This window comes from Ramlibacter algicola, assembly GCF_016641735.1.
GTDB classification, from domain to species: Bacteria; Pseudomonadota; Gammaproteobacteria; order Burkholderiales; family Burkholderiaceae_C; genus Ramlibacter; species Ramlibacter algicola.
Window position 1 is genome coordinate 3600284 of the sequence record NZ_JAEDAO010000001.1, and the last position, 13186, is coordinate 3613469.

Sequence of the window (13186 nt, forward strand, 5' to 3'; positions counted from 1 at the left end):
GCGCGTGGCGGGCGCGGCCGCCCCGCTCAGGCGAGCGCCTGCACCCCGGCGACCAGCCAGCCGGTGGCGCCGTCCTTCGGCTTGGTCATGTTCCAGACCTCGCGGAAGGGGCTCGGGCCGGCCGAGGGCTGCTCGCGGATCATCCCGGAGAACTCCACGCTGGCCATGTAGTCGTTGCCCAGGTCCTCGATGCCGAGCAATTGCGCGTCGAGCATCACGACGTCGGTCTGGTTGCGCTCGCCGCCCAGGTGCTTCTCGCGCTCGGCCAGCTGCGAGCGGATCTCGCGCAGCATGCCGTCGGTCATCATCGAACGGAGCGTCGCGATGTCGGCGCGGTCCCAGGCTTCCTGCAGCGTCATGAAGTTGCGCTTGGCAGTGTCGACGAAGCCCGCGGCGTCGAACCCGCCCGGCACCGCCCACGATTGCCCGGGCAGCGCCGAGCCGATCTGCAGCCCGGTGCCCTCCGCCTTGCTGCCGTCGAACGCCATGCTGCCGCGCTCCCAGGGACGCGCGGATGCATCGTTGCCGACCTTCGCCGGGTTGTATTGCGGCGGCTCGCGCGCCACGTCGGTGGGGAAAGGCGCACCCGCCCCGGCCATCGCGGGGCTGCGTCGGCCGCGCATCAGCATGCGGATGACGGCGAAGGCGGCGACGGCCAGCAACAGCACCAGCAGCATGTTGGCCATGGCGGGACCGAAACCCAGCGTGTTGGCGAGCCATGCGAGCCCCAGGCCGGCGGCGAGGCCGCCCAGCATGGCGCCCCACGGGCGGCGCGGCGCCGGGGCCGGTGCGGCCTGCGTGGGCCGTGCGGCCTGGGCGGGCGCCGCCTGGTTGCCGGGCGCTGCCTGGTTGCCCGGCGCGGGTTGCGCAGCCTGTTGCTGCTGCGCCGGCGTGGTGGGTGCCGGACGCGCGGCTTCGCGCTGCGTCACGTTGGGCGACTGCTTGCCGATGGACCGGCCGCCGCCGAGCCGGCGCGCGGCCTCGGCGTCCATCGCACCGAGGGACAAGAAGGCCGCCAGGGCGGCAACGAACAGCTTCATGCTTTGTCCTTCCACGTCAGCACTTGATCCCGACATGCAGCGCGACGACGCCCGCCGCCATGTTGTGGTAGTCCACATGCCCGAAACCGGCCTTGTGCATCAGGGCCTTGAGCTCGTCCTGGCCGGGGTGCATGCGGATCGATTCGGCCAGGTAGCGGTAGCTGTCGGCGTCGCGCGCGATCGCCTGCCCGAGGCGCGGCAGCACCTGGAACGAGTACCAGTCGTAGGCCTTCGTGAGCGGCGCCGCCACCTTGGAGAACTCCAGCACCAGCAGCTTGCCGCCCGGCTTGAGCACCCGCTGCATCTCGGCCAGCGCGACGTCCTTGTGCGTCATGTTGCGCAGGCCGAAGGCCACGGAGACCAGGTCGAAGTGGCCATCGGGGAACGGCAGCTTCTCGGCGTCGCACACCAGCGTGGGCAGCGCGATGCCGGCGTCGAGCAGCCGGTCGCGGCCGGTGCGCAGCATCGTCTCGTTGATGTCGGTGTGGACCACGCGGCCCTGCGGCCCGACCTTGCCCGCGAACGCCAGCGCGAGGTCGCCGGTGCCGCCGGCGATGTCCAGCACCTGCCAGCCGGGCTGCACGTTGGCGACCAGCACCGTGTAGGCCTTCCACGCCCGGTGCAGCCCCATCGACATGAGGTCGTTCATCAGGTCGTAGCGCGGCGCGACGGAGTCGAACACGCCGCGCACGCGTTGCGCCTTGTCGCGCTCGTCGACGGTCTGGAAGCCGAAATGCGTGCTGCTCATACGCCGCATGGTACGGCGCAAACGCGGGCGCGGACCGCGCCCCCCGGCATTCGCGGGGGGTCTTCAGGGGTTCAGTGGTGGCCGCAGGCGTGCCCGCCGCCGGCCTGCATGGGCGCGTCGCGGTCGACGCCGGCTTCGCGCAGGCGCCGTTCGTAGTCACCCCACAACTCGTCCTGCTTGGACCCGAGGAAGTACAGGTAGTCCCAGGTGAAGATGCCGCTGTCGTGGCCGTCGGAAAAGCGCGGCTGCACGGCGTAGTTGCCGACGGGGTCGAGCCCCAGCAGTTCAACGTCTCGCTTGCCGGTCTGCAGCACTTCCTGCCCCGGGCCGTGGCCCTGCACCTCGGCCGACGGCGAATACACGCGCATCAGCTCGAACGGGATGCGGAAGGTGGCGCCGTCGCTGAAGCCGACTTCGAGCACGCGCGACTTCGCGTGGACGGTGATGGATTGCGGCGTCGCCGCGCCGCGTTGGAGGCCTGCCATCGCCCGAGTCTAGAACCGCAGGCCGAGGCTGAGGTAGAAGCGGTCGTCGCCACGTTGCGGCGAGGCCGAGTTGAACGCGAGCGGCACTTTGCTGCCGCGCACGAGGCGGCCGTAGTCGCCCGTAACCGAGTACGGGCCGCTGAACCAGCGCAGGCCGACGCCGACGCTGGCCAGCTGGTCGGTTCCGGGCCGGGTGGTGCCGTTGGCGCGGTTGTTGCCCAGCACGCCGGCGTCGGTGAACGCGGACAGGCGCAGGCCGGGCGCGAGTTCCGGCGTGCTCACCTCGGCGGTGCCGCTGAGGCCGTAGTCGCCCGAGATCGGCCGCTCGATCGACGTGCCGCGCACGGAGCCGAGGCCGCCGAGGCCGAACTGCTCGCCGGAGATCAGCACGTCGGAACTGGCCTGGAACGCACCACGCAGGTTCAGCAGCCAGCCTTTCCCGAAGGGGGCCAGGTAGCTGGCAGTGCCGCGCAGCGCCTTCCACCTGGTCGTCTCGATCCGCGGGTCCTCGCTCTGGTAGTTGGCCAGCTCGTTGGCTGCGCCGGACGGCAGGTTCACCGCCAGGTCGACGTTGAACGCCACGATCGAGTTGTCGCCGTCGATCCGCGTGTTGTAGCCCAGCGTGAGCGGGCGGCTGCGGCGGTCCAGCGCGCCGGGCACCAGCTGGTCGTTGATGCGGGTGGCCTTGAACAGCTTGTCGTCCAGGGACAGCGCGACGTAGCTGCGGCGGCCACCGTCCGGCGGCAGGTACCACGTGTAGCTGATGCCCGCGGTGCGGCCGGCGCCGGTGCTGGAGAACGCGCCGAAGTTGCCGACCACGTCCGAGCGTGTGTAGCTGGCGCCGATGACGCCGCCCAGCGCATACAGCGGGATCTTGTACGCCAGGCCCAGCTGCTTGACGTCGCTCGAGCGCTCCAGCGACGTCGTGTAGGCGCCGGTGAACTGGTGGTCGAGGTTGAACAAGTTGGTGTGGCCGCCGGTGATGGACAGCCGGTCGCGCCCGGTGGACTCGGTGCCCGAGTTGTTGGCGCTGACGGAGAAGGTCCAGGGGCGTTGCTCCTTGACCGTGATCGTCGCGTCGATCTTGTCCGGCTCGTCGCCCTCGCGGATGCCGACCTGCACCTGCTTGTTCGGGTTCTCGTTGGCGATCGCGGTCTGCACCGCGAGCGTCTTGAAGTTGGGCGTGCGGCCTTCCTGCAGCTCCGGCAGGGCGCGGCGCACGTTGCCTTCGTCGTAGAGGCTGCGGCCGTCGATGGCGACCTTGCTGACGCTGAAGGTGACGATCTCCAGCCGCACGGTGGACCCGACTTCCTGCGGCGGCAGCGCCACGCGATGCAGCCCGTAGCCCTTGGTGCGCAGCGCGGTCTCGAGCGCCTGGGTGGCCTGCTGGAGGGTCTCGATGGTGGCGTCGGGGCGCACGAACGGCGCCAGCACGCGGGCGGTCTCGCCGTCGCCGAGCGGGTTCTCGCCGGTGACCTTGAAGCCCTGGATGGCGAAGACGGCGGGCGCCGCCGGGGCGGGCACTGCCGGCGGTGCGGCCGGCGCCGTGGTCTGCGCCTGCGCCCCCGCGGCAGCCAGTGCCAGCGCGATGCAGGCCGGCGCGGCCAGCCTGCGCGATCGCGCAGGCGCGCGTTGCCCCTTGCTCATGTCGATGCCCCTCTTCTTCTCGCCCTCGGTCGGGCAAATTGTCTCATCGGCGCCGCGCGGTTGTCACCCGCGCGGGACTCACTTGCAGACGGCGGCCGGCTTGATGTTGTTGTCCGCCAGCACCGTGGACAGCAGCGGGTTCTTCGCCGTCGGCAGGGGCAGCTTGTCGAAGTCGATGAACTTCGGGATCGAGAGCGGACGCGCGGTCTCGCCGTTCTGGCCGGCGAAGCCGGCCTCGCCCTTGCCCAGGTGCAGCACGTCGCTGGCGGTCGCCACTTCGATGTGGCCATCGCGCACGAAGACGAACAGGCCTTCGCGGGCGTCGGACACTTCCTCCTTGGTGAACAGCTTGGCCGGCGGCGTGACCGTGGCCGGGGGGGCCAGGTCGTTCACCATCGGCGCGGGGGCGTTCACGATGGGCACCGGCGCGCCATTCAACGGCAGGAACACGCCCTGGCCGGCCGCCAGGATCTGCAGCACCTGCTGGTTGACCTGGCTGAGGGGCGTGACGGTGCCGGCGCCTTCGAACACGAAGACGTTCACGCCGCCTTCGCAGCTGTCTCCCTGGCAGGTGGCGCCGATGTCGGTGCCGCGGATGCCGATGGTGGCCGTGGCGGTCGAGAAGCCCACGTTGCGGTTGTTGGCCTTGCCGATCAGGCCGGTGACGGCGCGGAAGGTGCCGCGCAGCAGCGAAGTGAGGAAGCGGCCTTCGGTGGCGTTGGCCTCGTCGAACACGAAGTTGTCGATGCGGAAGCGCGTGTTCGAGCTGAGCGACACCTTGCTGTCGTCACGGAAGACGAGCACGCCGCGCGCACCGGCGCCGGTCTCGACGGCGTCCCCCGGGTAGACGCTGCCGCCATCGACCAGGCGGCGGCGGTGGCCGTTGCTGTCGACCGCGTGGACGTCGCCCTGCGAACCGACCACCTTGGCGCTGGCAAGCACCGCGTTGGGGCGCGCGGATTCGGAGACACGTGACGATTCCTGCCCGCAGTCGCGCGTGCAAAGGCGCGCGTCGAAGTCGGTGCCACGGATGCCGATGGTGGCCGTGCTGGTCTGCACCTTGGCGGCGTTGGGCGACGCCTTCGAGATCAGGCCGGTGACGGCGCGGAAGCCGCCGCGCACCAGCTGCATCAGCATGCTGTTGTCGGGCGCGTTTTCCTTGAAGTGGTACTGCTGCAGCACCAGTTCCGAGTTCGGGCGCACGGTCATGCGGGTGCCGTCCTGCAGCTTCACGATCGCGGATGCGCCGTCGGACGTCGTCAGGCGGTCGCCCTCCTTCAGTTCCAGGCCCTTGCCCAGCGTGCGCGGGGTCTGGCCGGGCGTCTGCGCGAAGCCGACGCCACGGGAGAACTCGACCTCGCCCGCGACTTGCGCGGACGCGGCGTGGCTGGCCAGCGCGAGCAGCGCGCCGACCGCGATCGCGGCGAATGTGTTGGCCTTGGTGCCGTGCATGAAGCCCCTCCGGAAACCGAGGTTCCCCTGTGTCGGAATGTTTCCGGGGGTTTATACACGCTGTCGAGCTGCCCGCCTCATCCGCAGCGGCGGCCAGCGTGCGAATTTCACGCGCTTCGATGGTGGGCAGCCAGGCGGGGCATTGCGGCAGCGATGTCCGCTTCCACCGCCTGGAGGGCAGCAGTCACTTCGGCCAACCGGTCGACGGGCGCCTGCCGCTGCTCCACGGCCCAGACCGGGCCCGGGAAATGCGCGTCCCAGGGCCACCGGGCGATGACGTGCCAATGCAGGTGCGGCACCGCGTTGCCCAGGCTGGCCAGGTTCACCTTGTGCGGGCGCAGGTGGCGGCGCAGCGCCTCCTCGACCAGCGCGACCACTTCCAGGCAGTGTGCGCGCTGCGCGACGGACAGGTCGGTGAATTCGGGCGCGTGGTCGGTCCAGACCACGCGGTAGAAGGCCGGATAGCGGGGATCCTCCTCTGAACGGATCACGCGCAGCGACGGCGTGCTGGCGACGACGGCGCCGCCGTCGGTCTCGCAGAGCACGCAGCCGGCCACGCGGGCCATCAGACCAGCACCCGCTCGATCCCGCCCTCGTTGGCGGCGTGCACGTACTGCGGCATCCAGTCGGGGCCGAGGATCTTGTTGGCCATCTCGATGACGATGTAGTCGGCCTCCAGCAGGCCGTTCTGCAGGTCATGGCCGTAGCGCGTCAGGCCCTGCAGGCAGCTGGGGCAGCTGGTGAGGATCTTCACGTTGTCCTTCTCGCCGACGGCACCGGCCGCGCGCAGCGCCGCCTCGTCCATGCGCAGCTGCTCCTCCTTGCGGAAGCGCACCTGGGTCGCGATGTCGGGGCGCGAGATGCCGAACGTGCCCGACTCGCCGCAGCAGCGTTCGGACTTGCGCACGTTGGGGCCCAGCAGCGCCTTGACCGTCTTCATCGGCTCCTGCTGCTTCATCGGCGTGTGGCAGGGGTCGTGGTACAGGTACGCGCCCGTCCCTTCCAGCTTGATGCCCTTTTCCAGCAGGTATTCGTGGATGTCGACGATGCGGCAGCCGGGGAAGATCTTCTCGAACTCGTAGCCCTGCAGCTGGTCGTAGCAAGTACCGCAACTCACGACGACCGTGCGGATGTCCAGGTAGTTCAGCGTGTTGGCCACGCGGTGGAACAGCACCCGGTTGTCCGTGATGATCTTCTCCGCCTTGTCGTACTGGCCGGCGCCGCGCTGCGGGTAGCCGCAGCACAGGTAGCCCGGTGGCAGCACCGTCTGCACGCCCGCGTGCCACAGCATCGCCTGCGTCGCCAGGCCCACCTGCGAGAACAGGCGCTCGGAGCCGCAGCCCGGGAAGTAGAAGACCGCCTCCGTCTCGCTGGTCGTCGACTTCGGGTTGCGGATGATCGGGACGTAGTTGCGGTCCTCGATGTCCAGCAACGCGCGCGCCGTCTTCTTCGGCAGCCCGCCGGGCAGCTTCTTGTTGATGAAGTGGATCACCTGCTCCTTCACCGGCGCGCGGTCGTGCGTCGACGGCGGGCGCGTGACCTGCAGGTGCGCGAAGCCGCGCAGCAGCGTGTTGCCCAGGCGCTGCGCCTTGAAGCCGACCCCGATCATCCCGGCGCGCACCAGCTTGATCGTCTCCGGGTTGGTGGCGTTGAGCATGAACATCGCCGCGGCCTGCGCCGGGCGGAAGCTCTTCTTGCCCATCTTGCGCAGCAGGTTGCGCATGTTCATCGACACGTCGCCGAAGTCGATGTTGACCGGGCACGGGTTGGCGCACTTGTGGCACACCGTGCAGTGGTCCGAGACGTCCTCGAACTCCTCCCAGTGCTTGATCGACACGCCGCGGCGCGTCTGCTCCTCGTACAGGAAGGCCTCGACCAGCAGCGACGTTGCCAGGATCTTGTTGCGCGGGCTGTACAGCAGGTTCGCGCGCGGCACGTGCGTGGCGCACACCGGCTTGCACTTGCCGCAGCGCAGGCAGTCCTTGACCGAATCGGCGATCGCGCCGATGTCCGACTGCTGCATGATCAGCGACTCGTGCCCCATCAGGCCGAAGCTGGGCGTGTAGGCGTTGGTCAGGTCCGCATAGACCGACATCGGCATGTGCCGCATCGTCGACGGCCGCAGCAGCTTGCCCTGGTTGAAGTGGCCTTGCGGGTCCACCCTGGCCTTGTAGTCGGCGAACGGCCCGAGCTCCTCGTCCGAGAGGAATTCCAGCTTGGTGATGCCGATGCCGTGCTCGCCGGAGATCACGCCGCCCAGCGAACGGGCCAGCGCCATGATGCGCTTCACCGCCGCGTGCGCGGCCTGCAGCATCTCGTAGTCGTCGCTATTGACCGGGATGTTGGTGTGCACGTTGCCGTCGCCGGCGTGCATGTGCAGCGCGACCCACACGCGGCCCTTGAGCACGCGCTTGTGGATGGCGACCACCTCGTCCAGGAGCGGGCGGAATTCGGCGCCGGAGAAGATGTCCTGCAGCGGCGCGCGGACCTGCGTCTTCCAGCTGGCACGCAGCGTGTGCGACTGCAGCTGGGGGAACAGCGCGTCGACGTTGACCAGCCAATCCTGCCACTGCGTGCGCACCTCGCCGAGCACGGCGAGCGCCTGCGCCACGCGGTCCTCCAGCAGTTCCGCCGAGGGAATCTCGTTGGCGTCGTCCAGCTTGCCCAGCGGCAGCTGGCCACGGCGGAAGAACGCCTCCAGTTCGTCCACCAGGCGCAGCTTGTTCTGCAGCGACAGCTCGATGTTGATGCGCTCGATGCCGTCGGTGTACTCCGCCATCCGTGGCAGCGGGATCACCACGTCCTCGTTGATCTTGAACGCGTTGGTGTGCTTGCTGATCGCGGCCGTGCGCTTGCGATCGAGCCAGAACTTCTTGCGCGCCTCGGGGCTGACGGCGACGAAGCCTTCACCGCTGCGCGAATTGGCGATGCGCACGACCTCCGAGGTGGCGCGCGCGACCGCGTCGGCGTCGTCCCCCACGATGTCGCCCACCAGCACCATCTTGGGCAGGCCGCCGCGCTTGCTCTTGGTGGAGTACCCCACCGCCTTCAGGTAGCGGTCGTCCAGGTGCTCCAGGCCGGCGAGCAGCACGCCGCTGCGGTCTTTCTCCGCGAACATGAAGTCGCGGATCTCCACGATGCTGGGCACCGCGTTGCGGGCGTGGCCGAAGAATTCCAGGCACACGGTGCGCGTGTGCGCCGGCATGCGGTGCACCACCCAGCGCGCGCTGGTCACCAGGCCGTCGGTGCCTTCCTTCTGGATCCCCGGCAGGCCCGACAGGAACTTGTCCGTGACGTCCTTGCCCAGGCCTTCCTTGCGGAACGCAGGCCCCGGGATCGACAGCGTCTCGCGGCGCAGTTCGGTCTTGCCGTCGGCGGCGAAGTACTGCAGGTCGAAGGTCGCGACCTCGACGTCGTGGATCTTGCCCAGGTTGTGGTCCAGGCGCGTGACCTGGAGCCACTCGGCCTGCGGCGTCACCATCCGCCAGGACACCAGGTTGTCCAGCGCGGTGCCCCACAGCACGGCCTTCTTGCCGCCGGCGTTCATCGCGATGTTGCCGCCGATGCACGACGCCTCGGCCGACGTCGGGTCGACCGCGAACACGAAGCCCGCGCGCTCGGCGGCGTCGGACACCCGCTGCGTCACCACGCCGGCTTCGGTCCACACCGTGGGCACGGGCTGGTCGTGGCCGGCGATGGAGACCAGTTCCACCTCCGTCATCGCCTCGAGCTTCTCGGTGTTGATCACCGCGCTCTTCCACGTCAGCGGGATCGCGCCGCCGGTGTAGCCGGTGCCGCCGCCGCGCGGGATGATGGTCAGGCCCAGCTCGATGCAGGCGGCCACCAGGCCCGCCATCTCGGCCTCGGTGTCGGGCGTGAGGACGACGAAGGGGTACTCGACGCGCCAGTCGGTCGCATCGGTCACGTGCGAGACACGTGACAGGCCGTCGAACTTGATGTTGTCCTTCGCCGTGCGCCGGCGCAGGACCTTCTGGGCACGCGCGCGCAGCTCGGCGGTTTCGCGGAACGACTGGTCGAAGGCGCGGACCGCCGCCTGGGCGGCGTCCATCAGCTCGCCGACCAGCGCATCGCGGGCGCCGTCGTTGCCGGGCGTGCGGCGCTTGCCGATCTCGGCCAGGCGGTGCTCCAGCGCCTCGACCAGCAGCCGGCGGCGCTTGGGGTTGTCCAGCAGGTCGTCCTGCAGGTACGGGTTGCGCTGCACGACCCAGATGTCGCCCAGCACCTCGTACAGCATGCGGGCGGAGCGGCCGGTGTGCCGCTCGTCGCGTAGCTGCGCGAGCAGGTCCCAGGCGCGCGGCCCGAGCAGGCGGATGACGATCTCGCGGTCGGAGAACGAGGTGTAGTTGTACGGAATTTCGCGCAGCCGCGGCGAGCCGTCCGAAGCCGCGGCCAGGAGCTGGTCGAGCGTTGTGGGTGCGTTCATGTGCTGGTCGTGCCTGCTTCGGGCACAGCGTCAGCCGCACGGGGGGTGGCTGACAGGGGATGTTACCGCAGTGCAACAATGCGCGTCGCGCGGCGGGGACCGCGTTCCAGCGTCAGGGGAAGCCCCGTAGGCGCCGCAAGGCCGCCGACCTTCTAATGCGCTGTCACAAACCGACCGTAGAGTCACGACCCGCGTGACCAATCCATTTCAGGAGTTCCCATGAAACTGAAGCTCTCCGCCCTCGTGCTCGCCGCCTCGGCGTGCGTGGGCGCCCAGGCCCAGACCGAGATCCAGTGGTGGCATTCGATGACCGCCGTCAACAACGAGTGGGTCAACGACCTCGCCAAGGATTTCAACGCCAAGCAGAAGGACTACAAGGTCGTTCCCGTCTACAAGGGCAGCTACGACGAGTCGATGACGGCCGCCATCGCCGCCTTCCGGGCCGGCAATGCACCGCACATCCTGCAGGTGTTCGAGGTGGGTACCGCCACCATGATGGCCAGCAAGGGCGCCATCGTGCCGGTCACCAAGGTCATGAACGACGCCGGCAAGAAGTTCGATCCGAAGGCCTACATCCCTGCCGTCGCGGGCTACTACACCGCGCCCAACGGCCAGATGATGAGCTTCCCGTTCAACAGCTCGACCACGGTCTTCTACATCAACAAGGACGCGTTTGAGAAGGCCGGCCTCGACGCCAGCAAGCCGCCGGCGACCTGGCCGGAAGTGACGCTGGCCGCCGCCAAGCTCAAGGCCAGCGGCCACAAGTGCCCGCTGACCATCGGCTGGCAGGGCTGGACGCAGCTGGAGAGCTTCTCCACCTGGCACAACACGCTGCTGGCGACCAAGGACAACGGCCTGAAGGGCATGGACGCGCGCCTGGTGGCCAACTCGCCGCTGCACGTGCGCCACATCGAGAACCTGGGCAACATGGCCAAGCAGGGCCTGTTCGTCTACAAGGGCCGCAACAACACCGCCGAGGGCTCGTTCGTCTCGGGTGAGTGCGCGATGATCACGACGTCGTCGGGCTTCTACGGCAACGTGTCCAAGAACGCCAAGTTCAAGTACGCCGTCGCCACGCTGCCCTACTACCCCGACGTCGCCGGCGCGCCGCAGAACACCGTCATCGGTGGCGCCAGCCTGTGGGTCATGTCCGGCAAGAAGGCCGAGGAGTACAAGGGCGTCGCCGCCTTCTTCGACTACCTGTCGAACCCCGAGGTGCAGTCGGCCAGCCACAAGCGCACGGGCTACCTGCCCATCACGATGGCCTCGTTCAAGCTGACCGAGCAATCGGGCTTCTACAAGGAGAAGCCGGGCACGGACACCGCCGTCAACCAGATGATCCGCAAGGTCACCGACAAGTCGCGCGGCATCCGCCTGGGCAACTACGTGCAGATCCGTGCCATCGAGGACGAGGAACTCGAGCAGGTGTGGGCCGGCAAGAAGACCGCGAAGGAAGCACTCGACTCGATCGTCCAGCGTGGCAACGAGCAGCTGGAACGCTTCGAGAAGGCGAACAAGGGCAAGTCCTGAACGTCGCGCGGCCCCGCCACCGGCGGGACATTCGCACGAGCCCCGCAGCCGCGGGGCTTTTTTTTGGCAGGCCACCGCCGAGCTTCATGGACAATAGCGGCCCATGGAGAAGCGGGTCACGTTCAAGTCGGCATGGTTGCCCTGGGTGCTGTTGGCACCCCAGGTCGCGATCATCGCCGTGTTCTTCTTCTGGCCCGCCGGCCAGGCCCTGGTGCAGTCGTTCCAGCAGCAGGACGCCTTCGGCACCTCGGTCGAATGGGTCGGGTTCGAGAACTTCCGCAACCTGTTCGACGACGACAGCTACCTGGAATCCTTCAAGACCACGGCCTTCTTCTCGCTGATGGTCGCGGCGGTGGGCATCGTCACGTCGCTGGTCCTGGCGTACTTCGCCGACCGCACCGTGCGCAGCGCCCTCGCCTACCGCACGCTGCTGATCTGGCCGTACGCGGTCGCCCCGGCCGTCGCGGGCGTCGTGTGGCTGTTCATGTTCTCCGGCAGCATCGGCGTGATCGCCTACTGGCTGCACAGCATCGGCTTCCCCTGGGACCCGCTGCTCAATGGCGACCACGCGATGGCGCTGGTGATCATGGCCGCCGTGTGGAAGCAGCTGTCGTACAACTTCCTGTTCTTCGTCGCCGGCCTGCAAAGCGTGCCCAAGTCCCTGATCGAGGCCGCGGCCATCGACGGCGCGGGTGCCTGGCGGCGGTTCTGGACCATCCAGTTCCCCCTGCTGTCGCCCACGACGTTCTTCCTGCTGGTGATCAACGTCGTCTACGCCTTCTTCGACACCTTCGGCATCATCGACGCCGCCACGCACGGCGGCCCGGGCAAGGACACCGCGATCCTGGTCTACAAGGTCTACTTCGACGGCTTCAAGGCCCTGGACCTGGGCGGCTCGGCGGCGCAGTCGGCCGTGCTGATGGCCATCGTCATCGTGCTGACGGTCATCCAGTTCCGCTTCGTCGAGAAGAAGGTCAATTACTGATGGTCGAGCGCAACCGATTCCTGTCCGTGCTGACGCACGTGATCCTGATCCTCGGGATCATGGTCGTCGCGTTCCCGGTCTACCTCACCTTCGTCGCGTCGACGCACACCACGCAGGACATCCTGCAGGTGCCGATGTCGCTGACGCCCGGCGACAGCTTCATGGACAACTACCGTGCGGCGCTGCTGGGCGAGCGCAGCGGCGGCGGTTCGCACGCGCCGGTGGCGCGGATGATGACCGTCAGCCTGGTGATGGCCCTGTCCATCGCGATCGGCAAGATCGCCATCTCGCTGCTGTCCGCGTTCGCCATCGTGTACTTCCGGTTCCCGTTCCGGATGGCGTTCTTCTGGGCCATCTTCATCACGCTGATGCTGCCGGTGGAGGTGCGCATCCTGCCCACCTACCAGGTCGTGTCGGACCTCGGGCTGCTCAACTCGTACGCGGGCCTGACGGTGCCGCTGATCGCGTCGGCCACCGCCACCTTCCTGTACCGGCAGTTCTTCCTGACCGTGCCCGACGAGCTGGCCGAAGCGGCCCGCATGGACGGCGCCGGCCCGATGCGCTTCTTCAAGGACGTGCTGATGCCGCTGTCGGCCACCAGCACGGCGGCGCTGTTCGTCATCCAGTTCATCTACGGCTGGAACCAGTATCTGTGGCCGTTGCTGGTCACGACCAACGAGAGCATGTACCCGGTGGTGCTGGGCATCAAGGCCATGATGCCCACCGGCGGCGACGCGCAGATCGAATGGAACGTGGTGATGGCCACCGCGATCCTGGCGATGCTGCCGCCGGCGCTGGTGGTGACGCTGATGCAGAAGTGGTTCGTCAAGGGCCTGGTGGATACGGAAAAGTGAG

At 68.5% G+C, this 13186-nt stretch carries 10 protein-coding genes; 3 read left to right on the forward strand and 7 right to left on the reverse strand.

From position 1 onward, the window contains the following. Positions 1-26: 26 nt before the first annotated feature. From I8E28_RS17680 to I8E28_RS17710, 7 genes are all read right to left on the reverse strand, one after another. Positions 27-1040, reverse strand: a complete 1014-nt coding sequence (locus I8E28_RS17680; protein ID WP_200789527.1) for a Tim44 domain-containing protein — start codon at positions 1038-1040, stop codon at positions 27-29. Positions 1041-1056: 16 nt separating this feature from the next. Beyond that, positions 1057-1788, reverse strand: coding sequence for a bifunctional demethylmenaquinone methyltransferase/2-methoxy-6-polyprenyl-1,4-benzoquinol methylase UbiE (gene ubiE, locus I8E28_RS17685; protein ID WP_200789528.1), 732 nt, complete (start codon positions 1786-1788; stop codon positions 1057-1059). A gap of 71 nt (positions 1789-1859) precedes the next feature. Then, the gene (locus I8E28_RS17690) at positions 1860-2273 is read right to left on the reverse strand and encodes a gamma-butyrobetaine hydroxylase family protein (protein ID WP_200789529.1); all 414 of its coding nucleotides are present in this window, start codon (positions 2271-2273) and stop codon (positions 1860-1862) included. A gap of 9 nt (positions 2274-2282) precedes the next feature. Beyond that, entirely contained in the window at positions 2283-3920 is a 1638-nt protein-coding gene (locus I8E28_RS17695; protein WP_200789530.1) for a ShlB/FhaC/HecB family hemolysin secretion/activation protein, read from the reverse strand. Positions 3921-3998: 78 nt separating this feature from the next. Further along, positions 3999-5372: a FecR family protein gene (locus I8E28_RS17700; protein ID WP_200789531.1), complete on the reverse strand. Its 1374-nt coding sequence runs from the start codon at positions 5370-5372 to the stop codon at positions 3999-4001. Positions 5373-5479: 107 nt separating this feature from the next. Continuing rightward, positions 5480-5938 (reverse strand): HIT family protein, encoded by a 459-nt coding sequence (locus I8E28_RS17705; RefSeq protein WP_200789532.1) that lies wholly within the window; start codon positions 5936-5938, stop codon positions 5480-5482. Next, positions 5938-9816 carry a DUF3683 domain-containing protein gene (locus tag I8E28_RS17710; RefSeq protein WP_200789533.1) on the reverse strand — a complete coding sequence of 1293 codons (3879 nt, stop codon included), beginning with the start codon at positions 9814-9816 and terminating at the stop codon, positions 5938-5940. The genes I8E28_RS17705 and I8E28_RS17710 overlap by 1 nt, the downstream gene beginning before the upstream one ends. Before the next feature lie 219 nt (positions 9817-10035). Between I8E28_RS17710 and ugpB the strand changes: the two genes are divergently transcribed. The 3 genes from ugpB to ugpE all read left to right on the forward strand — a co-directional run bounded on the left by ugpB (position 10036) and on the right by ugpE (position 13185). Next, the gene (gene ugpB, locus I8E28_RS17715; protein WP_200789534.1) at positions 10036-11346 is read left to right on the forward strand and encodes a sn-glycerol-3-phosphate ABC transporter substrate-binding protein UgpB; all 1311 of its coding nucleotides are present in this window, start codon (positions 10036-10038) and stop codon (positions 11344-11346) included. A 103-nt stretch (positions 11347-11449) separates the two neighbouring features. After that, positions 11450-12331 carry a sn-glycerol-3-phosphate ABC transporter permease UgpA gene (gene ugpA, locus I8E28_RS17720; RefSeq protein ID WP_200789535.1) on the forward strand — a complete coding sequence of 294 codons (882 nt, stop codon included), beginning with the start codon at positions 11450-11452 and terminating at the stop codon, positions 12329-12331. Then, the gene (gene ugpE / locus I8E28_RS17725) at positions 12331-13185 is read left to right on the forward strand and encodes a sn-glycerol-3-phosphate ABC transporter permease UgpE (RefSeq protein ID WP_200789536.1); all 855 of its coding nucleotides are present in this window, start codon (positions 12331-12333) and stop codon (positions 13183-13185) included. The genes ugpA and ugpE overlap by 1 nt, the downstream gene beginning before the upstream one ends. Position 13186: the final 1 nt, after the last annotated feature.

Coding starts and splice junctions, on each gene's coding strand:
- I8E28_RS17705 (WP_200789532.1), bottom strand. CDS start 5,938: ATGGCCCGCGTGGCCGGCTGCGTGCTCTGCGAGACCGACGGCGGCGCC.
- I8E28_RS17710 (WP_200789533.1), bottom strand. CDS start 9,816: ATGAACGCACCCACAACGCTCGACCAGCTCCTGGCCGCGGCTTCGGAC.
- ubiE (WP_200789528.1), bottom strand. CDS start 1,788: ATGAGCAGCACGCATTTCGGCTTCCAGACCGTCGACGAGCGCGACAAG.
- I8E28_RS17690 (WP_200789529.1), bottom strand. CDS start 2,273: ATGGCAGGCCTCCAACGCGGCGCGGCGACGCCGCAATCCATCACCGTC.
- ugpA (WP_200789535.1), top strand. CDS start 11,450: ATGGAGAAGCGGGTCACGTTCAAGTCGGCATGGTTGCCCTGGGTGCTG.
- ugpB (WP_200789534.1), top strand. CDS start 10,036: ATGAAACTGAAGCTCTCCGCCCTCGTGCTCGCCGCCTCGGCGTGCGTG.
- I8E28_RS17700 (WP_200789531.1), bottom strand. CDS start 5,372: ATGCACGGCACCAAGGCCAACACATTCGCCGCGATCGCGGTCGGCGCG.
- I8E28_RS17680 (WP_200789527.1), bottom strand. CDS start 1,040: ATGAAGCTGTTCGTTGCCGCCCTGGCGGCCTTCTTGTCCCTCGGTGCG.
- ugpE (WP_200789536.1), top strand. CDS start 12,331: ATGGTCGAGCGCAACCGATTCCTGTCCGTGCTGACGCACGTGATCCTG.
- I8E28_RS17695 (WP_200789530.1), bottom strand. CDS start 3,920: ATGAGCAAGGGGCAACGCGCGCCTGCGCGATCGCGCAGGCTGGCCGCG.